Here is a 23,260-nt window from a genome sequence, read left to right on the forward strand (position 1 = left end):
GCTTTTTTTTTGCCTATGAAAAAAATATTACTCTTAATTACTTTGCTTGTAATTGGTTCAATTCAGGCACAAGAAAAAATAAGCTCAAAAAAGAAGAAATTTTATATACCCGTAATTAAGTATTCAGAATTTCCTGTTCTGGATAATGTGTTAACACAGACCACTTTTTATCAAATGGATAAGCAGCTGATACAAGAAGAGCCTATATTGAAGAAAAAGTTCTTTAATATAGAAGGCTTTATAAAAGATCCTGCAAACGGAAAACTAAAAATTTATTTAACCGTTGAACTGCCACAATATAAAGCAACAAAAATTGACAGTATATTTGATAAAGAGAAGAATGGCTGGGTATTTCAGGCTTTTTCTAATTATAGTGTAAAAATAAAAGTTGAAGCGAAGTGTGCCGATAAACTTTTATTAACTCAGGATTTTAATACTGTAGAATCTTATTTACTTGCCTTTGGATCTAAAAAAGACAATTTGAAAGGTGCAGTTGATATGAACAATAAAAAGCTTGCAGAAGCAGAGAAAGATGACAATTATACAGTTGCAGAATTAGGATTAGACCGGGTAATTTATAGTTCTGTTGAAGCAATACAAAGATATCTTAACTACACATTAAGGTACAAAACAGGCGAAGATAAAGTCAAGTTTGAATTTGTAACATCAAAAGGACATTCAGAATACAATCAGATGCTGGCATTTGAAAACGAAATTACAACTCAAATGGCAAAAGTAACTTTGGAAAAAGGCTTAGACGAAAAACCGTTATTGCCGCATTTGCAATATCTGGAAAGTTTATTAGTAAAATATCCGCCTTCGCCTGCAAACGAAAACATCCGATTTATAGTAACAAACAATTTAGCCGAAACGTATTTTTTACTTGAAAATAAAGAAAAAGCATTATTGTACGCTAATTTACTTATTGAGAATGACAAACAGGATTCCAGAGGAACTGCTATCGTAAAAAGTGTAAATAGAGGTTTTTTTGTCGATAAAAAAATAAGAAGCCACACCACACGTTTTGCCGATCTTCAAAAATTAGGGCTTAAAATTGCAGAAGAAAAAGAAGAAAAAAGATTAGCCTTTTTCGAAAAAATTCAGCAGCAAGATGCCGAATGGGAAAGTGAAAAAGCACGACGCGAAGCCTATTTAGAAAAAGCAAAAACCCAAAGATTTAATCTTTTGGATTCTATTCCATATCAGTCAAATGCAAATTTACTAGCAAAAGTAGTAGATAATTTAGGCGGAAGCCAGGCTTTGAAAAAAGTAGAAAAAGCACATTATTTTTCTAAACTTTCTATAGAAGGAAATAACATACCTCAAACAGAAGAAAAATGGGCGACAAGCACGAATTATCTTTTGAAGAAAAAAATGCCCGAAACCTATTATGAAATTGTAAATGGAGCCGAAGCCTGGAGTCATGACGATCGTGAAAGCGGTTTAAATGCCAAATGGGCAAAATCAACCACTTACGATTACAATAATTTATCTAAAAATGTTGATTTAATTAATTTCCTTACAGATTTAAGACTGGATTTGTGGAATAATTTTGAAGTTCTGCAAGATGAAATGTACGAAGGAAGATTATGTTATCATTTAAATTATTTTGAAAAAACCTTAAGCACAGGAAACAGAACAATTCCTAAAACAGATTATCACGTTTTTATTGATAAAGAAAATTACAATATCGTTTCGACAGAAAAAACAGAATTTGACAACGGAAATAAAAGCTTTTTTGAAAAAAGACTTTATGGAGATTATCGTCCAATCGCAGCATTAAATTCAGGAAAAATCCCGTATAAAATAAATTACGAAATTGAAGATTTTAACGGAGAAACCATTTATCAGGAAGTGCGTGAAAAAGTAGAAATAAATCCTGTTTTTGGAAATAGAATTTTTATGAAAGAAGTGTATTTCGGAGGATTTAAATAAGATTTTATTCTTCTGAAGAAAATAATTAGAATTGGTTAGTTTTTGGAATGTGGACTCAAAATTTTGAGATTACTGCCAAAAATTGACCAATTCTTTTGTTTTTGTACCCATTATCTCAACAAAAGTTTGTGAAATTTAAAGAAATTGATGGACAATAATTCAAAATTCCTTACTTTCGCACCTCGTTTAAGAAAAGGATAAAATGAGTACAAAATTTACTGAGTACAAAGGACTTGACTTGCCAACTGTAGCGTCGGAAGTTCTTGATTTTTGGAAGAAAGAAAATATATTTGAAAAGAGTGTAACTACTCGCGAAGGTGCAGAGCCTTACGTATTTTTTGAAGGTCCGCCTTCAGCAAACGGATTACCAGGAATTCACCACGTGATGGCGCGTGCTATTAAAGATATTTTTTGCAGATATAAAACTCAAAAAGGCTTTCAGGTTAAAAGAAAAGCAGGCTGGGATACTCACGGTTTACCTGTAGAATTAGGAACCGAAAAAGAATTAGGAATTACAAAAGAAGATATTGGTAAAACAATTTCTATCGAAGAATATAACGAAGCGTGTAAAAAAACCGTAATGCGTTATACGGACGTATGGAATGATTTGACCGAAAAAATGGGTTATTGGGTAGATATGGAAGATCCATATGTAACGTATAAACCAAAATACATGGAATCTGTTTGGTGGCTTTTAAAACAAATCTACGATAAAGGCTTGTTGTACAAAGGATACACAATTCAGCCATACTCTCCAAAAGCAGGAACAGGATTATCTTCTCACGAAGTAAATCAGCCCGGAGCTTACAGAGATGTTACAGATACTACAATTGTAGCGCAATTCAAAACTTTGCCAGAAACGCTTCCAGGCTTTTTACAAGGTTTTGGAGATATTCACATTTTGGCTTGGACGACAACTCCATGGACATTACCATCAAATACAGCTTTAACAGTTGGGCCAAAAATCGATTATGTTTTAGTAAAAACATTCAATCAATATACTTTTGAGCCAATCAATGTTGTTTTAGCTAAAAACTTAGTTGGAAAACAATTTGGAAAAGGATTTTTCTTAAGTGAAGACGATGCTGATTTTGATAATGTTAAAAACGGCGACAAAAAACTTCCGTATAAAATCTTAACCGAAGCAAAGGGAGCTGATTTATTAGAAATTCGTTACGAACAATTATTGCCTTATGTGTTGCCATATGAAAATGCTGAAAACGCATTTAGAGTAATTGCCGGAGACTTCGTAACTACAGAAGACGGAACAGGAGTTGTGCATACAGCGCCTACTTTTGGTGCAGATGATGCTAAAGTAGCAAAAGAAGCAAAACCAGAAGTTCCGCCAATGTTAGTTTTGGATGAAGAAGGAAATCCAGTTCCTTTAGTTGATTTACAAGGGAAATTCACTTCTCATTTAGGTGATTTAGCAGGTAAATATGTTAAAAACGAATATTACGATGCAGGACAAGCTCCTGAGAAATCAGTAGATGTTGAAATCGCAATTCGATTAAAAGAAGAAAATAAAGCCTTTAAGGTTGAAAAATACGTACATAGTTATCCACACAGTTGGAGAACTGATGAGCCGTTGTTATATTATCCACTAGATTCTTGGTTCATAAAAGTAACCGATGTAAAAGATAGAATGTTCGACCTGAACGAAACTATCAACTGGAAACCTAAATCTACTGGTGAAGGACGTTTTGGAAATTGGTTGAAAAATGCCAACGACTGGAACTTATCTCGTTCTAGATATTGGGGTATTCCATTGCCAATCTGGAGAACGGAAGACAAAAAAGAAGAAGTTCTGATTGGTTCTGTTGAAGAATTATACAATGCGATCGAAAAATCGATCGAAGCTGGTTTTCAAAAAGAAAACCCATTTAAAGGTTTCGAAATCGGAAACATGTCTGAATCAAATTATGATTTAATTGATTTGCACAAAAATGTAGTTGATCAAATTACTCTGGTTTCGGCTTCAGGTAAGCCAATGAAACGCGAAAGTGATTTAATTGACGTTTGGTTTGATTCTGGAGCAATGCCTTATGCACAATGGCATTATCCTTTTGAAAACAAAGATAAAATTGACGAGAACAAAGATTTCCCTGCAAATTTCATTGCAGAAGGAGTAGATCAAACTCGCGGATGGTTTTATACCTTACACGCAATCGGAACTTTGGTTTTTGATAAAGTAGCGTATAAAAACGTAGTTTCAAATGGTTTGGTTCTTGACAAAAATGGACAAAAAATGTCTAAACGTCTGGGGAATGCAACAGATCCTTTTGAAACAATTGCAGAATACGGCCCGGATGCCACACGTTGGTACATGATTTCAAATGCAAATCCTTGGGATAACTTAAAGTTTGACATTGAAGGAATTGCTGAGGTTCGCCGTAAATTCTTCGGAACATTATACAACACGTATTCATTCTTCTCGTTATATGCTAATATCGATGGTTTTAAATACGCTGAAGCAGAAATTCCGTTAAACGAAAGACCGGAAATCGATCAATGGATCATTTCTGAATTACATTCATTAATCAAATTTGTAGATGAATGTTATGAAGATTACGAACCAACAAAAGCAACAAGAGCAATTTCTGACTTTGTTCAGGAAAACTTAAGTAACTGGTACGTTCGTTTATGTCGTCGTCGTTTCTGGAAAGGTGAATATGCTCATGATAAAATTGCAGCTTACCAAACGCTTTATACTTGCTTGTTAACAATCAGCAAATTAAGCGCTCCTGTAGCTCCTTTTTTCATGGATAAATTGTACAGAGATTTGACAGCTTCGACAGGAACTGAGGATTTTGCCAGTGTTCACTTGGCTCAATTTCCAAAATTTGTCGAAAACTTTGTTAATAAAACGTTGGAAAGCAAAATGCAGAAGGCGCAAACGATCTCATCTTTGGTTTTATCATTACGTAAAAAAGAGATGATAAAAGTACGCCAGCCTCTGCAAAAGGTAATGATTCCGGTACTTGACGAGAATCAGAGAGCTGAAATCGAAGCGATTTCTGACTTGGTAAAAGCCGAAGTAAACGTGAAAGAAATTGCACTTTTAGACGATGATTCGGGTATTTTAGTAAAGCAGATTAAGCCTAATTTTAAGGCTCTTGGACCACGTTTTGGAAAAGATATGGGGTTGATTTCTAAGGAAATACAAGCTTTTTCTGCAGATCAGATCAACCAATTGGACAAGCAGGGAACGTTAGATATTGTTATTGCTGGAAATAATGTAACTTTATCACTAGAAGACGTCGAAATAACATCGCAGGATATCGAAGGATGGCTGGTTGCAAATTCAAACGGAATTACAGTTGCACTAGACATTACAATATCTGAAGAATTGAAAAACGAAGGTATAGCGAGAGAATTAGTAAACAGAATTCAGAATATCCGTAAAGATTCAGGATTTGAAGTTACTGATAAGATCAAAGTACAAATAAAAAGAAACGGTCCATTAGAGGAAGCAGTTTCTAAAAATGAAGACTATATTAAGTCTGAGACACTAACAGATAATTTGGTTTTTGTTGACGCTTTAGAAAACGGCACAGAAATTGAGTTTGATGATATTAAAACATTGATATTAATTTCAAAATAAGTATAATACCATGATAGATGAAATTACAAGATACTCTGACGCTGATTTGGCAGAGTTCAAAGAAATAATCCAAAGCAAAATACAAAAAGCGCAAGCAGATCTTGATTTAATTAAGAGTGCTTACATGAATGATTTGAATAACGGAACTGACGATACTTCTCCAACTTTTAAAGCTTTTGAAGAAGGAAGTGAGACAATGTCAAAAGAAGCAAACTCTCAGTTGGCTATTAGACAAGAGAAGTTTATTCGCGATTTAAAAAACGCGCTTTTCCGTGTTGAAAACAAAACATACGGTATTTGCAAAGTAACAGGTAAATTAATCAGCAAAGAAAGGCTTAAAATCGTTCCTCATGCAACAATGAGTATCGAAGCTAAGAATTTGCAGAGATAATCAAAAATACATAATACAATAAGCGCTCCTTTTAGGGGCGTTTTTTGTTTAATGTTTTGACTTGTTTGATTTTGCTGATAAAACAACGTAATGAAAGAAATTATTTATAATTAGTCAAAATAAATTGATTTAAAAATAAATTTATTTTGTAAGAATGTGACAAGTATAATTACCTAAGAAATTTTACAATAGTCACAAAAAAAACCGTCTTTATCGATGACGGTTTTTAAAAGTAAAATTTACGCTAGATTTTTTTCTAAATCTGCTTTGTGTTTTCTTAAAACCGCTCTGGTCATCCCAAGATTTGCTTTTGTTGCATCTGCAGCAAGATAAATCATGAATTTTTTGTTTGGCGAAATGTCAATAATGTGAATTTGGTTTGAAAGAGTAATCAAAATATCTTCAATATCCTGATTTAAACCTAAGGCTTTTACCGCATTCAGTTTTGCTTTTACAACTTCGAGATTATAAGCAGCGGCCAGTTCGGGATCAAAAGCTGAATCTACTGTTATGTTACCAAAGCTTAATCCTGTCTCAATTTCTGTTACAGCTACAGCAATAAAGCCGTTTACGTTAGTTTTCATTTCATTCAAAAAAACGTTTAAAAAGTCGTTACTCATAGTTCTTGGGGTTTGTGGTTAATAGATGTATGTTTATTTTAATAGAGAATTTTTGCTGAGTTCTACAGATAATTCATCAGTAGAGTGCATTAAAATACCAAGGTTGCTTCCTTCACGTGAAAATGCAATCACAAAGTTAGAACCGCTGATTTTATTTCCGACGACAACCCCATCGGAACTTTTTAAGTAAAGTTGTTTTAAAGAGCCTTTTTCCAGGTCAATTAGGAATTTTTCGCTCATAGATAAAATTCCTGCACTCATTGCAGCAATACTGTCACTGTAATCCAGATTAAGAGAAGTGATTAGTTTTCCTTTTCCGTTTAAGATTAAAGCTGCACTGGCTTTTGTTTCGACCAAAAAGTTGTTTAGAATAGTAGTTATTTCATTCATAGTTTTGTAAGATTTGAGGAAAGAGTTAAAATTAATTCGTTTTTGGTATATATTATCAAATGTAGTTGTGAATCTTCCTAAACAATTGTTAATTCTTTTTAACAAATATAAATTAAATTATGTATTATTGTAAAACCAAATCGTTAAATATTTTATTTTTTTACTTAAAAAACTTACACTATGGCTAAAGTATTGAAATTCAAAGATGTAAATTCCGATGTTGAGCACAGAATGAAGGAATTTGAAAAATTACGCGTTAAATTTAAGGCAGAAGTTAAAAAAGCAGAAGCCAAGAGAGCTGCCGCTGGAAAACCCAGTAAAGGAATTTTTAAATCTATCTCAGAATTCTTTTCAGATAGTCCGGCAAATGCTGTTGCAAAAAGATAGATCAAAAACTAATAATAGAAGCAAATTATTTTGTTTAAGTTTTATTACAAAACAATTAACGTTCCCAAGGGAGCGTTTTTTTTGATTTAATTGTTATTTTTGCGCATCAAAAAATCATAAAATGTCATTAAGAAAAGCGTATTTCCTTATATTTTTAATTCTAATTGTCGATCAGCTCTCTAAAATCTATGTAAAAACAAACTTCGTTCTAGGTGAAGAAGTGGTGCTTTTTGACTGGTTTAGAATTCATTTTATTGAAAATGAAGGAATGGCTTGGGGAACAAAAATTCCGGGAGAATACGGAAAATTGATTTTGACTGTTTTCAGAATCTTTGCCGTATTCGGAATTGGGTACTGGCTTGCTGATGCTGTTAAGAAACGTCACTCCACTTATTTGATTGTTTCAATAGCTTTAATTTTTGCCGGAGCCGCGGGAAATATTATTGATTCTGTTTTTTACGGAGTTATTTTTGATGACAGTACACATAATCTGGCAACACTTTTCTCGCCGCATCCATATGGAACATGGTTTCATGGTTTAGTGGTAGATATGTTTTACTTTCCTATTTGGGAAGGGGATCTTCCATCGTGGCTTCCAATCTTTGGTGGAAAACATTTTATGTTCTTCAATGCTATTTTTAATGTTGCCGATATGGCAATTTCTACAGGTGTTGGAATCTTGTTAGTTTTCAATAAAAGAGCATTTCCAAAACACTAATAAATTTTTTAAAAAATTCTAAAAAACAAAAATTCCAAATTCCAATGTTTGAGTGTTCATTGCACGCAGATATTGGAATTTGGAATTTTTATTTTTTGGAATTTGAAAACTTTACATTATTGAGGTTTGATATTATTGTGCTATTTTTACAATACAAAAAACCAAACCTATGCAAAGTCCGTCTTTTTCCATTTATGATGCTTCTGCAGGATCAGGAAAGACGTATACTTTAGTTAAAGAATATTTAAAAATTATTCTTTCATCAAAAACTCCCGATGCTTACCGTAATATATTAGCCATAACTTTTACAAATAAGGCAGTTCATGAAATGAAAAGTCGTATTGTGGGAAGTTTGTCTGAATTTGCAAAAGACGAACCTTCTGCAAAAGCAGTCGATTTAATGGAAGATTTATCCCGAGATATCGGACTTTCACTTATTCAGATTAAAGTAAAAGCGCAAAGTATTATCAAGCATTTAATTCATAATTATGCTGCTTTTGATATTTCTACCATTGATAAATTTACGCATAAAGTAATTCGGGCTTTTGCACACGATTTAAATCTTCCCATGACTTTTGAAGTCACTCTGGATACCGAAAATTTATTGGTTGAAGCGGTTGATGCCATTATAGCCCAGGCAGGTCAGGATGAAACACTGACTAAATTGCTGATCGATTTTACAATGGAAAAAACCGACGATGATAAAAGTTGGGATATTTCCAGAGAAATTCTTGAAACCGGGCGCTTGGTTTTGAATGAAAATAATCGAAATGAAATTCTTCATTTTAACGATAAAACAATCGAAGAGTTTATTGAGATTAAAAAGAAAATGCTCGCGTTGTGCAAAGAACTGGAATCAGAAAACGAACAATTTGCAATAGAAGCACTTTTATTAATTGATAAAAACGGAATTGATTTAAAATCATTTTCAAGAGGAACATTTCCAAATCACTTAGAAAACATTCGAGATGGAAAATTTAATCCACGAAATAAAACTTTTCACGAATTTGATGATATTGCCATTAATAAAACAGCAAAAGACAAATCATTAATTGAAAATATAATTCCGGAATTACTTCAAATTTTGGTTAAGGTTTACAAGAATTTTGAAAAACGAGATTTTTATAAAGCCTTTCTAAAAAACATTACACCGCTTTCTTTGCTAAATACAGTCAGTAATGAATTGGCAAAAATTCAATCAGAACAAAATGTTTTATCCATTTCAGAATTCAACGCGATCATTCATCGTGAAATTCAGAATCAGCCGGCGCCGTTTATTTATGAGCGTTTAGGGGAGCGATATCGTCATTTTTTTATTGATGAATTTCAGGATACTTCAGAAATGCAATGGCAGAACTTAATTCCGTTAATCCATAATTCACTTTCCGGTGAAGATGATTATGGTAATAAAGGAACGTTAATGATTGTGGGCGATCCTAAACAATCTATTTACAGATGGAGAGGAGGAAAAGCCGAGCAGTTTATTGAACTAGGGAAAGAAGAAGTTTCTTTTTTTAGTCATGAAAAAGTGCTGAAACATTTAGATACAAACTACAGAAGTTATAGCGAGGTTATTAATTTTAATAACGCCTTTTTTAAATTGATTTCTTCTGAATTTATAAATGAGGATTATAAAGATTTATATGAAAATCATAGTTTTCAAAATACAAATTCAAAAAAAGGAGGTTATGTAAATATTTCTTTTCTTCCAATAATCGAAAAAAATGATTTTGCAGATGAAGAAGAAGTTGTTGAAAAATCAGATTTGTATGTTTTAGCGACTTTAAATACAATTCAAAAAGTACTTCAGGAAGGTTTTAAATATAAAGATATTGTTGTTTTAACTCGAAAAAGAGATCAGGGAATTGCAATTGCAAATTACCTGACAGAGCAAAATATTCCGCTTTTATCATCAGAAACATTAATGATTCAAAATGCGACAGAAGTTCGTTTGATAATTAATCTTCTGAGATATTTAAACAACAATGCAGATTTAGAATCAAAAGCTTATTTTCTTCATTTTTTAGCTGAAAATAAAGAAATCGAAATGCCAATTCATGATTTTATTGCTCAGGGAATGGCGCAGAAATTTGAAGAAGATTTCGAAAAATGGCTTTTGACATTTGATGTTTCGCTGTCTTTTGAAAATGTTCGGAAAAAATCACTTTATGAAGCTATAGAAATAATCATTTCAAAATTTATACCTCCTTCAGAAGGAAATGCCTACGTGCAGTTTTTTCTGGATATTGTTTTAGAAAGAGATATTAGAAACCAAGCCGGAATTGCTGATTTTTTGAATTACTGGGATAAAAATGCTGAGAAATTTAGCATTCCGTCTCCGGAAGGAAATAATGCAGTTCGAATTATGACGATCCATAAATCAAAAGGTTTAGAATTTCCGGTTGTAATTATGCCTTTTGCAGAAGAAGATTATAACAGAAAACCAAAAGATAAATTATGGCTCGATACCGAAGAATCTGATTTAGGCGTGCCAAAAGCCTTAATTGATAATAGTAGTGCAGTTGAAGGTTTTGGTGAAAGTGCTTCGGTAGTTTTTAATTTGAAAAAACAGGAAGAATTGCTAGATAATATTAATGTTCTATACGTTGCTTTAACACGCGCCGAAGAACAATTATACATTATTTCCCAATCTTTAAAAGAAAGAAAAGACGGTGAGTTTCCAAATAATATGGCATCGTATTTCATTAAATTTTTGATGCACGAAGGAGTTTTTGATTCTGAAAAGCTGGAATATGAATTTGGAAATAAAACAAAACTTTCTAAATCTGAAGAATCTGTTGATACTCTAAAGATAATTCCAATAGTAAAAGAAGTCTTAAATCCTAAAAACATAAAAATAGCACAGCGTGAAGCCTTAATGTGGGGAACACATCAACAGGAAGCGATTTCATACGGAAATATTGTACACGAAATTTTGGCTTTTATAAAAGATAAGTCAGATGTAGATCTTGCAGTTGTAAAAGCACTTGAAAATGGATTAATTACCCTTGATCAATCTGAAATGGTTTTAAGGACACTAAATGAGATTGTAAATCATAACGAATTAAGTATTTGTTTTGATGGTAATTATAAAGTTTTAAATGAGCAGACCATAGTTCAAAAAGAGGGAAAGATTTTAAAACCGGATCGTGTTGTATTAACTAATAATAAGGAAGCTTATTTGCTGGATTATAAAACTGGTGCAATTAACTCAAAATATCAACAACAAATTCAAGAATATCAAGATGCTATTGAAGATTTAGGATACAAAGTGTTAAAAAAGGTTTTGGTATATATAGGATCGGAAATTGAAGTGGTAAATTTGTGAAAATATTAATCAGATGTTAAAGAAATAACTTCTCTCTTTACGGGTTAAGTTGTTAATATTTAACGTTTTAAATAGATAAAAATGTACGGTAAAATTAAAGAGCATCTGCAAAGTGAGCTGCAGACAATCGAAGAAAATGGAATTTTTAAAAAAGAGCGAATTATAACTTCTGCTCAAGGTGCGGAGATTACAATTTCGACAGGAGAGACAGTTTTAAATTTTTGTGCCAATAATTATTTAGGTCTTTCATCACATCCGGAAGTAGTTCAGGCAGCAAAAGACGCAATGGATACACATGGTTTCGGAATGTCGTCTGTACGTTTCATTTGCGGAACTCAGGATATTCATAAAACACTAGAAAAAAAGATTGCAGATTTTTATGGTACAGAAGATACCATATTATATGCTGCAGCTTTTGATGCAAACGGCGGCGTTTTTGAGCCTTTATTAGGGGAAAACGATGCGATTATTTCAGACAGTTTAAATCATGCTTCAATTATAGATGGAGTTCGTTTGTGTAAAGCAGCTCGTTATCGCTATGAAAACAGCAACATGGAAGATCTGGAACAGCAATTAATAAAAGCAGCTGAAGCTGGAACTCGTTTTAAACTAATTGTAACCGATGGTGTTTTCTCTATGGATGGTTTAGTTGCTCCGCTAGATAAGATTTGCGACCTGGCAGATAAATACGATGCATTAGTTATGGTAGATGAATGCCACGCTGCCGGATTTATTGGTGCAACCGGAAAAGGTACGCTTGAAGCAAAAGGAGTAATGGGACGTGTTGATATTATAACTGGTACATTAGGAAAAGCATTAGGCGGAGCAATGGGTGGATATACCACTGCAAAAAAAGAAATAATAGAAATTTTACGTCAGCGTTCCAGACCTTATTTATTTTCTAATTCATTAGCGCCAGCAATTGTAGGAGCTTCCATAAAAGTTTTTGAATTATTAGAAAAAGATACAACGCTTAGAGATAAATTAGAATGGAATACTAATTACTTTAAAAAAGGCATGAAAGAAGCAGGATTTGATATAATAGATGGTGATTCTGCAATAGTGCCTGTAATGTTATACGATGCGAAATTATCACAGACTATGGCTAATGAGCTTTTAAAACAAGGTATATATGTTATAGGATTTTTCTTTCCTGTAGTTCCTAAAGATAAAGCAAGAATAAGAGTCCAGCTTTCAGCTGCTCATACTAAAGAGCACTTGGACAAGGCAATAGAAGCATTTAAATTAACAGGTAAAATGTTAAAAGTTATATAATTACCACATTAGTGTAATTTTTGTAGGTTTTTTTTAACATTTGATTTTGTATTTAAAAAATTTGGTGTTACTTTTGCTTGTAATTAACTAAATTGTAATTAAAAAAATTAAGTATGAAACATCTTAACAAACTTTTAGTTGCTGTAATGATGGTGATGGGTTTAAGTTCTCACGCACAAGACAGTAACAATCCATGGGCTATCTCTTTCGGGGTGAATGCTGTGGATACAAGGACTAGTGCAAGTCCAGAACATGTTGACTTTTTCCCTGCGCACTTTTCTCAGCCATTCGCAGTAAAAGACAATTGGAATATTCTTCCTTCTTTATCTTACATTGGTGTGTCTAGATACGTTGGTAGTGGTTTCTCAGTTGGTTTACAAGGATCTGTAAACAAAATTGATAAATATGTTGTTTTTGCTCCAGATGCTCCTGGACATGACGGAAGAGGTATGATTGTAACTAATCCTGGTGATTTGATGTACTACGGAATTGATGCTACTATCAAATACAGTTTCCAAGAATTAATCAAATCTAAAGTGATTGATCCTTCGTTATCTGTTGGTGGAGGTTATACTTTCTTCGGAGATAGCAGCTACGGAACTGTAAATCCAGGTGCTGGAATTACTTTCTGGTTTACTGATGCTATTGGTCTTGAGTTAGCTACTAAATACAAATGGTCTGTAAGCGGAGATAGAGAAGATGCAGCTGGTGTTCCAGATGCTCCATCTCACTTCCAACACACTGCTGGTCTTGTATTCAAATTTGGTGGTAAAGACACAGACGGTGACGGTATCTACGATAAAGATGATGCTTGTCCAGATGTTGCTGGTTTAAAACAATTCAACGGATGTCCTGATACTGACGGAGACGGAATCGTTGATGCTTCTGATGCTTGTCCAAACGAATTTGGTTTAGCTGCATTAAACGGATGTCCTGATAGAGACGGAGACGGTGTTGCTGACAAAGATGACGCTTGTCCAGATACTGCTGGTTTAGCTGCATTAAAAGGTTGTCCTGATACTGACGGAGACGGAATTGCTGATAAAGACGATAAATGTCCTACAGTTGCAGGTCCTAAAGAAAATGGTGGTTGTCCTTTCTTAGACGCTGATAAAGATGGTGTTTTAGATAAAGATGACGATTGTCCTACAGTTGCTGGTCCAGCTAGTAACAGAGGATGTCCTGAAGTATCTTCTCAAGCTTTAGAAGATCTTAAAGTTCAAGCTAGAGCAATCTACTTTAACTCAGGAAAAGCTACTTTCAAAACTGGTGACAAAGAAACTCCAGCTAGATTAGACGCTATTAAAGAAATCCTTAAAAACTATCCAAACGCGAAATTCTCTATTGAAGGACACACAGATAGTACAGGTTCTGCTAAAATCAACGACAAATTATCTCAAGATAGAGCTGATGCTGTGAAAAATGCATTAATCGAAAGAGGTGTTAACGCTGAAAACTTAGAGTCTAAAGGATTTGGATCTTCTCAACCAGTTGCAAGTAACAAAACTGCTGCAGGTAAAGCACAAAACAGAAGAACTGAAATTAAACACATAGGTTCTAAATACCAAGGTAAACTATAATTTACTTTTGTAAATAAATACTAAAAGCCATTCTTAATTGAATGGCTTTTTTTATTTTTATACAATGATAAATACATCTTTCTTAGAGAAAATTGCAGCTGTCGTAATTCAGGATTATTCAGATAAACTTGCAGAAACTACTATTGTTTTGCCTAACAAAAGGGCTAAGGTTTTTTTAATTGAAGCGCTTAAAAAAGAAACTTCTAAAACAATACTTTCTCCTGAAATTATAAGCATTGAAGATTTTGTGCAGGATGTTGCTTCAATTCGATCTGTAGATTCAATTGAACTGTTATTTGAGTTTTATGAAGTTTATTTATCAGTTACTGAAAAGCAGCATCAGCAATCTTTTGAGTTGTTTGCGAATTGGGCAAAAACACTTTTGCAGGACTTTAATGAAATTGATCGTTATCTTTTGGAACCGAATCATGTTCTGTCTTATTTAAAAGATATTGAAGACATTAAGAAATGGGGAATAGAGGTTGAAAATAAAACTAAGCTTTTAGAAAACTATATTGACTTTTGGAAACTGCTGCCTCTTTATTATGATTCATTATACAATCATCTTTTAAATAAATCAATTGGTTATCAAGGTTTGATTTATAGAGAAGCCGTAAATAATCTGAATCATTTTTCAAATACTATTTCAAATCGTAATTTTATTTTTGCCGGATTCAATGCCTTAAATGCAGCAGAAGAAAAAATTGTGCAGCATCTTTTAGCGCTTGATCAGGCCAAAATTTACTGGGATGTAGATCAGGCTTTTTTAAATGATCCTTTTCATGATGCAGGACTTTTTGTTCGTCGTTTTAAAGAAAGTTGGAAACATTATAAATTTCATCCTTTTGAATGGATTGTAGACGATTTTTCTCAAACCAAAAACATTCAGGTTATTGGTACACCAAAAACAATTGGACAGGCTAAACTGGCCGGAAGTATTATTGAGAATTTAATTAATGAAAATCCAGCTGCTTCTCTTGATAAGGTTGCAATAGTGCTGGGAGAAGAAAATCTTTTAATTCCAGTTCTGTATTCGCTGCCTTCATCGGTTGGGGCTTTAAATATTACAATGGGATATTCAGGGAAGAATAACCCTTCGCAGATATTGGTAGCTAAATTTTTCAAAATGCATACCAATGCGCTTTCACGTGCTGGCGGCAGTTATGTTTTTTATTATAAAGATGTTCTGGATATTTTGACGCATCCTTTAGTTGAACCGTATGCCAAGACAAATCATATTGTTAGAATAATCAAAGAGAATAATTATACTTTTATTACGCTGAATAAGATTTTAGAGCTTAATCAAAATCCATCTGAATTGTTTTCTTTATTGTTTCAGAAATGGGAAAACGGATCTGTAGCGGTTCTTGAAAATATTTCGGCAATATTACTTTTGATAAAACAGAATTTTAGCAATGATAATGAAGAAGAGAAAATTGCTAAAACTTTTGTGTATGCTGTTTTTAAAGTGATTAATAAACTCATAAATTATTATTCGCAGCATAAACACATTGATAATATTGATACACTTCATGCTATTTATAAGCAGATTATTGATGTAGCTGAAGTTTCTTTTGAAGGGGAACCTTTGCGTGGATTGCAGATCATGGGAGTTCTTGAAAGCCGTGTTCTTGATTTTGAAACCGTAATTGTCACTTCGATGAATGAAGGTAAATTTCCAGCGGGAAAATCTCAGAATTCATTCATTCCTTATGACGTGAAGAAAGAATTAGGTCTGCCTACTTTTAAAGAAAAAGATGCTATTTATACCTATCACTTTTATCATTTATTACAGCGCGCAAAAAATATCTATCTAATTTATAATACCGAAAACGACGGATTAGATGCCGGAGAACGCAGCCGTTTTATAACCCAGCTTGAAGTCGAAAAAAAATCAAAGCATAATTTGACTTTTGATATCTATAATCCGGTATTACCAGCTACGGCATATCAGCCAATGGTGATTCCAAAATCAGAAGCGGTTATGGAGCGTTTAAGAGAAATTGCAACTGCTGGTTTTTCTCCTTCGGCATTGACAAGTTATATCCGTAATCCAATTGAATTTTATTTTCAAAAAATCCTACGAATTCGGGAAGTCGAAGAAGTAGAGGAGAACATCGCCTTAAATACACTCGGAACAATTATTCACGAAACATTAAAAGCGCTTTACGAACCTTTTATTGGAAAATTTATTTCAGAATCTGATTTATTAAACTGTTTTAAACTGTTAGATGATGAAGTGCTGAAACAATTTAAATTGGTGTATAAAGAGGGTGAAATTAAAAAAGGACGAAATCTTTTAGCTTTTGAAGTTGCAAAGCGAAATGTATCTAATTTTTTGAAAATGGAATTGGAATCGATCAAAAATGGAGATGCCGTTAAGATTATTGCTTTGGAAGAAACTTTTCAACGAAATCTTACTCATCCCGGTTTGTCATTTCCGGTATTAATTAAAGGAAATGTTGATAGGATTGAACTTCGTAACGGAAAAATAAGAATCATTGATTATAAGACCGGAAAAGTCGAAAAAACAAACGTTATACTTAAATCGTGGAACGGATTAACACAAGAGCTTAAAAATGATAAAATTATTCAGGTTTTAGCTTATGCATTTATGTTTGAAGAAAGTGCAGGAGATATTCCAATTGAAGTTGGGATTATTTCTTTTAAAAATTTGAAGTCAGGATTTTTGCCTTTTGGATTTAAAGAAGAAAAAGATCTGGATATAACAGTAAGCAAGACAATTTTGAATAGTTATATAGAAGAAATAGTTGTATTGCTAAATGAAATATTTGACAGCAATATTCCTTTTGAAGAAAAAGTGTGACTAGTTACTTACAATGTTTTTAGCCTCAAAATTAATTTATTCTCGATAACTTGATCATTGAGAAAATCTCAAATTATCTATCGCTAAACAAAATTACTCTGTTTTTAACATTTGCCGGTTTGTTGGGATAATTTGAAATCAAAAGCGAAAATAAGATTTCAGAATAAAAAACCTTTATCTCAAATTTAAAATGAGTTTTTAGATCATTTTAAATTTACTTCTTAAAAGGATTTCTCAAGTAAATTGTTTGAAGTTTAAAGATTAAATTTAAGAATCCAAAAATTAAAAAGAAAAGAATAAGTCTTGTTTAGGACAATTTTGAAAATGTAATCCTGATCAAAAAGGATTGTTTTTTGCAAACAAATGTAAGCTTCACAGCATAAAGGAAAAAGCCGCAATTATTATTAAATAATAATTGCGGCTTTTTGTAAGTAGTTTTTAACTAAATATTTTTTTGAAGAAACCTTTCTTTTCAGATTCTTTTGAATTCGGAGTATTTACTGGTCCGTTTTCAAAGCGAAATCTTCTAAACTTCATCAGTTTTACATTTAAATCAAAGCGTAATTCGTCAACTGTTTTCATTGGAATAATTTTTAGCAAATTTAAGAAAAACTTCTATTAAACTGATTATCTGTACTTATCAAACCTATGTTTTGAATTTTTTGAACTAAAATGTTTCAAATTTGAGTAAATCTCTTTTTTCTGTTAAATATTTTTGAAGATTTTCTTTTAAAGATAGAGTTAAGTTATACTATAAATAAAAGTGAGTCAGATAGTTGGGTGTTCTGTTTTTTTTAACAAGTGTTCATCAAACAATTTTATTTATTAAAAATAACTTTGACATTCTTAAACATTTTAACATTATGATTGATTTAAATACATTGGTTGAAGAAACAGGCGCAGAGTCTGGAATTACCTTTAATATAGACGGAATTTTATTAGAATCTGTTAACCTTGAATATGACGGAAATGTTGCCGCAATGATTGGAATGATTTTAAAAATGTGTTTAGAAATGTCTGAAGATGTTAACAATGGTGACTTAAAACAAGTCATGATTAAAAACAATGACGGGATCGTGGTTGCAAATAAAGATCAGGATGATAATTGTGTTGCCTTGCTGTCTAAAGATATCAGTAAAATGGGCCTGCTGCTTAGAAAAATGGATACCGTTTTCAATAATTAATTTAAACCAATATATATAAAACATGTCAGATTTTTTACAGAATTTTCAAAATGATTTAAGAGAGAATGTTAGCGGATTTATTGCAGTTTCAGTAACTGAGGTTGAGACAGGAATGTCTTATTGCTCACTTTCTATAAATCCAGATTTCGATCCGGAATTAGCCTCTGCTTATAATCTAGAAGTTGTAAAAGCAAAATTAAACGCCATTAAAGCTCTAGGATTAGATCAAAAAATAAACGATATTTTAATTACATTAACTGATCAGATACATATTATAGATGTTTCTGAAGATGGACAGTATTTTATTTACTTAGCTGTTGATGCAAAAAAAGCCAATCTTGGATTAACAAGAGCGACTTTAGGGAAATTCAAAAAAGACATCATTTCAAAATTATAAGTTTTGATGCCAAAATATAGAAAAGGCCATTTCGAAATTTCGAATGGCCTTTTTTTGCTTTTAATACCTTTTATTTTAGTTAAAGAAATTCAACAAGATTGGTTTTAGTTCTTCTTTATTTTCAATATGGCTCATGTGTCCGTCTTCAAACGAAATTAATTCTGCCGTTGTGTCTTCAATTTGAGTAAGACTTTCCTCGTAGTTTAAAACAGGATCTTTTTTACCTAAAATCAATAAAACGGGAAATCTGTTTTCGTGTAAAAGCCATTCGCGGTCTTTTCGAATTTTCATTCCTTCAAGCGAAGCTACAATTCCCTGTAAAGGTGTTTTAAGAGCCTGTTCTTTTACTTTTTCAATTTCGACAGCTAAACGAGTTCTGTTATTTTCGCTGAATAAATTCGCAATCGCTAAGCTTACAAAGTTTACATAGTTTTGTTTTACGGCTTTAATGGCGCGCGTTCTGTTTAGTTTTTTTTCGACACTGTCTTCTTTAGAAGTTGAATTTAGTAAAACTAATTTTTTAATGTTTTCCGGGAATAATTCGGCGAAAGCCAAAGCAACATAACCGCCCATAGAATGCCCCAGAATTGTTGCTTTTTCAATTTTTAAAGATTGTAAAACTTCATAAATAACACTTGCGTTGTCTTCCATTTCATGAACGTAACCCAAACAGTCAGATTCTCCGTGACCTAATAAATCGATTGTAATAACACGATGTTTTTCTGAAAATAATTTGACGTATTCTGTCCACATTTTTTTGTTTTCCAAAAAGCCATGAAGCAGTACAATTGCATTTCCTTCTCCAGAGTCAGTAAAAGATATTTTGGTGTTTTTATATAAAATGTTTTTCAAAACGATATTTTTTGTTGTGATACGCAAAGTTAAGAAAGCTGAAGTAAAATATTGTGATGTCTTGATTTAATTGGGAAATCTTTAGAATAATTATAGATTTATTTATAACAGAACGATATTTCTTCTCTAAAATTTGATAACCTATTTCATCTGCCTGCATAATTTCTAAATTTTTTATTTTTAAAATTAAATAATAATAATACTGTAGAATACTACGGTCTTTGAGTGTATTTGAGCTGTTTTTAAGAACATTAAGTAATTTTGTTATTTTAAATTAGTCTTAATTATGTGTTTAATTACTTTAAATTCTATATTTTTGCACCGTTATTATATTTTATCAGAATGGCATTAGTTAGTGATTTGACCACCAAAGTATTATTTGAAACCGAAAAAGGATACAGTTATCAATGTGATTTGACCAATAGTATAATTATCAATTTTGTTGATACTGTTTCAAGTTATAAAATTCATGATTTTTTGATTTTTCAAAGAAAGGTTAATAGCGTTGACATTCTTAATATGCTTTATGACTTATCTGATCAGTCAGACGCGCAGCTGATTGAAACTACCAAAAGAAATTTTTCCAGAAATCTTACTATCTGTGAAATAGTGCAGTTAAGAGATTTATTAAACGGAACAAAATTTACCCTCAACTTACACTCTTTGCTTTGTAATACGGTCAACGTCGAGCTTATTTAGATTCTTACTTAGATTAAATCCAAATTTTCAGGCGTTTAGAGCTGTCTTCTTTAATTTTTGTAATTTTACATATATAAAAAATTAAAGGTTATGAAAGATTTACTAAGAACCAGTACTTCATTAGTTGAAGGAATAGAAAATATATTGAACTTACAGGCAAAAATTGAAAGCGACGCTTCTAATAAATATTTAGCTATGGCTGCATGGCTGGATAGAAACGGTTATGCACATACAGCATCGTATTTGTATAAGCAGGCTGAAGAAGAGAGAGAACATTTTCTAAAAATTTTTAAATTCATTACAGACATGGGAGGGATTGCAGTTACGCCATCTGTTCCAGACGTGCAGCAAGAATTTGCTTCTTTTAGAGAAGTGTTTGAAATTGCTTTGCAAAACGAAATTGCAGTTACTCAGGCAATCAATAGAGTAATTGCAAAATGTAGAGCCGAAAATGATTATGCTACAGAAGATTTTATGATGTGGTATGTGGCTGAGCAAAGAGAAGAAGAGAAAAACGCAAGAAGAGCTTTAGAGCTTTTTGAATTAATCAACGGAAACGAAGCTGACGGTAAATTTCAATTAGATCTTCAGATTTCAAAAATCGGATAATAAACGTTTATAAAACAAAAAAGCCCTTAATAACATTAAGGGCTTTTTTGTTTTATGATTTTAAAAATGAATTAATATCCGAGAAGTATTTTTCTCTCGCATCAAGCCATCCGTAATGTTTAGAATGTTCTAATAAAATGAGCTTAGAATTTGGAAAAGTTTGATGTGCCAATTCTCCAATTTCATTACTGATAATATCTTCTTTTCCCTGAATAATTAAAACCGGATTTTTGAAGGTTTTTAGCTTGTCTTTGCAGTCAAAATTCATTTTCTGCATATCAGACCATAACAAACCATTTATTGTCGAATTTCCCTGCGTTAACCTTTCGGCAATTATAGGGATAAATTTACGATCGTAAACATAAGCCGGAGCCATTGCTCTTCCGCGTCCCAGTCTTGCTTTGTGAGACGTGTCGCCTTTTTCAATTTTATCATTCCAGTAATCCAGAGAATCTTTTTCAACTTTGCTTAAACCCGCTTCAATTAAATTTGGACTTTTTAATAAAGTCAAATCTACGCCGCCAGATGATGATAAAATCAATTTGTCAATACTATTTAGGATAAACTGTTGCATAATACGAACCTAACATCCCGCCAAAAGAATGCCCAAGAATATTCCATTTTTTAATTTTAAGATGTTTTCGTAACGATTCGATATCATCGGCCATTAACTTCATCGAAATGGTCTTAGCGTCTAATTTTGAAAGTTTTGATTTTCCGGTTCCTCTTTGATCATAAATAATAGTCTGCTGATTTTCGCCCAGCGTTTTTGCCATATCTTCAAAACCATTGCTGTTCATTCCCGGACCGCCGTTTATAATTAAAAGCGGTTCGCCTTTTCCAAAAGTTTTGTAATAAGTTTTACTTCCGTCAGTATTAACGGCATAACCTTCTGTCTGGGCAAAAATGTTTCCCAAAAACAATAAAAATCCAAGTAGAAAAATCTTTTTCATCGTGAACTAAGAATTCATCAAAGTTTCGATTTCATCAACTTCAACAGGAATATTGCGCATTAAGTTAAAAGGTTCTCCTTTTTCCTGAACCACTACATTATCCTCCAAGCGAATTCCGAATTTCTCGTCCGGAATATAAATTCCTGGTTCAACCGTAAAAACCATATTCGCTTTCATTGGCTCGTGAAGCAATCCGTAATCATGCGTGTCAAGTCCTAAATGGTGAGAAGTTCCGTGCATGAAATATTTTTTGTAAGCCGGCCATTCTGGATTTTCGTTCTGAACATCGGCTTTAGAAATTAAACCTAAACCAATTAATTCCGAAGTCATAATTTTACCCACTTCAACATGATATTGTTTCCAAAGTGTTCCCGGAGTCAGCATTTTTGTAGCTTCATTTTTAACTCTTAAAACAGCATTGTAAACCGCTTTTTGACGATCAGAAAAACGTCCCGAAACCGGAATCGTTCTCGTCATATCGCTGGAATAATTCGCATATTCTGCCGCAACGTCTAATAAAATTAAATCTCCGGCTTTGCATTGCTGATTGTTTTCGATATAATGTAAAACATTGGCATTGTTTCCAGAAGCAATAATTGGCGTATAAGCAAAACCTTTAGAGCGGTTACGGATAAATTCATGAGCTAGTTCAGCTTCGATTTCATATTCTGTAACATTTGGTTTCACAAACGAAAGTAATCTGCGGAAACCTTTCTCCGTAATATCACAAGCCTGCTGAATCAAATCAATTTCTTCGCTTTCTTTTACAGAACGAATACGCTGTAAAATTGGGTTACTTTTCGCCACATTATGTGCAGGGTAACGTTCTTTCCACCATTTTACAAAACGCGCTTCGCGAGTTTCTACTTCAACAGTTGCGCGATAATGTTCATTTGTATTGATGTACATCGTATCAGCATACGTCATCATTTCGTTCAAAACTTTATGAAAATCCTGTAACCAATAAACCGTTCTAATTCCCGAAACCTGAAAAGCACGTTCTTTAGTCAGTTTTTCACCTTCCCAAACTGCTATATGATCATTAGTTTCTCTTAAAAAAAGAATTTCTCTTTGGTTTTCATAAGGTGCATCCGGAAACAAAAGCAAAACACTTTCTTCCTGATCTACACCACTTAGATAAAAAATATCTCTGTGCTGCGCAAACGGCAAAGTACTGTCGGCACTAATTGGGTAAATGTCATTTGAGTTGAAAACGGCAACCGAATTAGGTTTCATTTCTGCCGTGAATTTTTTGCGGTTTTTTACAAAAAGAGCGCTGTTTATTTGATGATATTTCATAATAACTTAGTTTTTGAACTTCGAATTTCAAAATTAGTGATTTTTGAATAAGTGGCGTATAATTGGTTTATTAAAGTTTTCTTATTTGTTTTTTGGGTTTGCCACGAAGGCGCTAAGGCACAAAGTTTTTTCTTCAAACTGTAATGAAATAATCTCGAAAGTCGCAAAGGCGCAAAATTTATGACTTTTTTGTCTTCCTGAGCGAAGTCGAA

The 23,260-nt window shown here is 32.7% G+C and carries 20 protein-coding genes; 13 read left to right on the forward strand and 7 right to left on the reverse strand.

The features are described 5' to 3' along the window. Positions 1-15 precede the first annotated feature (15 nt). The 3 genes from APR43_RS08795 (at position 16) to APR43_RS08805 (ending at position 5,930) form a co-directional block, all read left to right on the forward strand. Positions 16-1,935: a hypothetical protein gene (locus APR43_RS08795; RefSeq protein ID WP_053473355.1), complete on the forward strand. Its 1,920-nt coding sequence runs from the start codon at positions 16-18 to the stop codon at positions 1,933-1,935. Positions 1,936-2,137: 202 nt separating this feature from the next. Further along, a complete protein-coding gene (gene ileS, locus APR43_RS08800; RefSeq protein ID WP_053473354.1) occupies positions 2,138-5,539 on the forward strand; it encodes an isoleucine--tRNA ligase in 3,402 nt (1,133 codons plus the stop codon). Between the two features lie 10 nt (positions 5,540-5,549). Beyond that, positions 5,550-5,930, forward strand: coding sequence for a TraR/DksA family transcriptional regulator (locus APR43_RS08805; protein WP_017497677.1), 381 nt, complete (start codon positions 5,550-5,552; stop codon positions 5,928-5,930). A 239-nt stretch (positions 5,931-6,169) separates the two neighbouring features. Here APR43_RS08805 and APR43_RS08810 read toward each other — a convergent pair whose 3' ends face one another. Both APR43_RS08810 and APR43_RS08815 read right to left on the reverse strand, forming a co-directional pair. Beyond that, positions 6,170-6,550, reverse strand: a complete 381-nt coding sequence (locus tag APR43_RS08810; protein ID WP_053473353.1) for a hypothetical protein — start codon at positions 6,548-6,550, stop codon at positions 6,170-6,172. Positions 6,551-6,583: 33 nt separating this feature from the next. Beyond that, complete coding sequence (locus APR43_RS08815) at positions 6,584-6,940, reverse strand: roadblock/LC7 domain-containing protein (RefSeq protein ID WP_053473352.1); 357 nt, start codon at positions 6,938-6,940, stop codon at positions 6,584-6,586. Positions 6,941-7,120: 180 nt separating this feature from the next. Between APR43_RS08815 and APR43_RS08820 the strand changes: the two genes are divergently transcribed. The 6 genes from APR43_RS08820 (at position 7,121) to APR43_RS08845 (ending at position 17,055) form a co-directional block, all read left to right on the forward strand. Continuing rightward, on the forward strand, positions 7,121-7,327 hold the full coding sequence (locus APR43_RS08820; protein ID WP_053473351.1) for a hypothetical protein: 207 nt from the start codon (positions 7,121-7,123) through the stop codon (positions 7,325-7,327). Between the two features lie 121 nt (positions 7,328-7,448). Then, a complete protein-coding gene (locus tag APR43_RS08825; protein ID WP_053473350.1) occupies positions 7,449-8,045 on the forward strand; it encodes a lipoprotein signal peptidase in 597 nt (198 codons plus the stop codon). A 169-nt stretch (positions 8,046-8,214) separates the two neighbouring features. Beyond that, positions 8,215-11,373, forward strand: a complete 3,159-nt coding sequence (locus APR43_RS08830) for a UvrD-helicase domain-containing protein (protein WP_053473349.1) — start codon at positions 8,215-8,217, stop codon at positions 11,371-11,373. Between the two features lie 81 nt (positions 11,374-11,454). Continuing rightward, entirely contained in the window at positions 11,455-12,648 is a 1,194-nt protein-coding gene (gene kbl / locus APR43_RS08835) for a glycine C-acetyltransferase (RefSeq protein WP_053473348.1), read from the forward strand. Between the two features lie 113 nt (positions 12,649-12,761). After that, positions 12,762-14,228, forward strand: a complete 1,467-nt coding sequence (locus APR43_RS08840; protein WP_053473347.1) for an OmpA family protein — start codon at positions 12,762-12,764, stop codon at positions 14,226-14,228. A gap of 64 nt (positions 14,229-14,292) precedes the next feature. After that, a complete protein-coding gene (locus APR43_RS08845; protein ID WP_053473450.1) occupies positions 14,293-17,055 on the forward strand; it encodes a PD-(D/E)XK nuclease family protein in 2,763 nt (920 codons plus the stop codon). Between the two features lie 438 nt (positions 17,056-17,493). Here APR43_RS08845 and APR43_RS24430 read toward each other — a convergent pair whose 3' ends face one another. Beyond that, positions 17,494-17,637 carry a hypothetical protein gene (locus APR43_RS24430; protein WP_165590703.1) on the reverse strand — a complete coding sequence of 48 codons (144 nt, stop codon included), beginning with the start codon at positions 17,635-17,637 and terminating at the stop codon, positions 17,494-17,496. Between the two features lie 281 nt (positions 17,638-17,918). Here APR43_RS24430 and APR43_RS08850 point away from each other — a divergent pair, with 281 nt between their 5' ends. Both APR43_RS08850 and APR43_RS08855 read left to right on the forward strand, forming a co-directional pair. Continuing rightward, positions 17,919-18,239 carry a roadblock/LC7 domain-containing protein gene (locus APR43_RS08850; RefSeq protein WP_053473346.1) on the forward strand — a complete coding sequence of 107 codons (321 nt, stop codon included), beginning with the start codon at positions 17,919-17,921 and terminating at the stop codon, positions 18,237-18,239. Positions 18,240-18,261: 22 nt separating this feature from the next. Continuing rightward, on the forward strand, positions 18,262-18,636 hold the full coding sequence (locus tag APR43_RS08855; RefSeq protein WP_053473345.1) for a hypothetical protein: 375 nt from the start codon (positions 18,262-18,264) through the stop codon (positions 18,634-18,636). Positions 18,637-18,711: 75 nt separating this feature from the next. On the opposite strand, the gene APR43_RS08860 is transcribed toward APR43_RS08855, so the two are convergent. Then, entirely contained in the window at positions 18,712-19,488 is a 777-nt protein-coding gene (locus tag APR43_RS08860) for an alpha/beta fold hydrolase (RefSeq protein WP_053473344.1), read from the reverse strand. Positions 19,489-19,830: 342 nt separating this feature from the next. Here APR43_RS08860 and APR43_RS08870 point away from each other — a divergent pair, with 342 nt between their 5' ends. Both APR43_RS08870 and APR43_RS08875 read left to right on the forward strand, forming a co-directional pair. Further along, a complete protein-coding gene (locus tag APR43_RS08870) occupies positions 19,831-20,187 on the forward strand; it encodes a hypothetical protein (RefSeq protein ID WP_035653111.1) in 357 nt (118 codons plus the stop codon). A gap of 90 nt (positions 20,188-20,277) precedes the next feature. After that, a complete protein-coding gene (locus APR43_RS08875) occupies positions 20,278-20,796 on the forward strand; it encodes a ferritin (RefSeq protein ID WP_053473342.1) in 519 nt (172 codons plus the stop codon). Between the two features lie 52 nt (positions 20,797-20,848). Here the strand turns inward: APR43_RS08875 and APR43_RS08880 are convergent, their stop codons facing one another. The 3 genes from APR43_RS08880 to APR43_RS08890 are packed head-to-tail and all read right to left on the reverse strand — an operon-like array spanning position 20,849 to position 23,048. Then, positions 20,849-21,337 carry an alpha/beta fold hydrolase gene (locus tag APR43_RS08880; protein ID WP_123924584.1) on the reverse strand — a complete coding sequence of 163 codons (489 nt, stop codon included), beginning with the start codon at positions 21,335-21,337 and terminating at the stop codon, positions 20,849-20,851. 10 nt (positions 21,338-21,347) lie between these two features. Next, positions 21,348-21,749, reverse strand: coding sequence for an alpha/beta fold hydrolase (locus tag APR43_RS08885; protein ID WP_053473340.1), 402 nt, complete (start codon positions 21,747-21,749; stop codon positions 21,348-21,350). Positions 21,750-21,755: 6 nt separating this feature from the next. Then, positions 21,756-23,048, reverse strand: coding sequence for an aminopeptidase P family protein (locus APR43_RS08890; protein WP_053473339.1), 1,293 nt, complete (start codon positions 23,046-23,048; stop codon positions 21,756-21,758). Positions 23,049-23,260: the final 212 nt, after the last annotated feature.

Source organism: Flavobacterium sp. NLM, from assembly GCF_002210235.1.
Lineage (GTDB): Bacteria > Bacteroidota > Bacteroidia > Flavobacteriales > Flavobacteriaceae > Flavobacterium > Flavobacterium panici.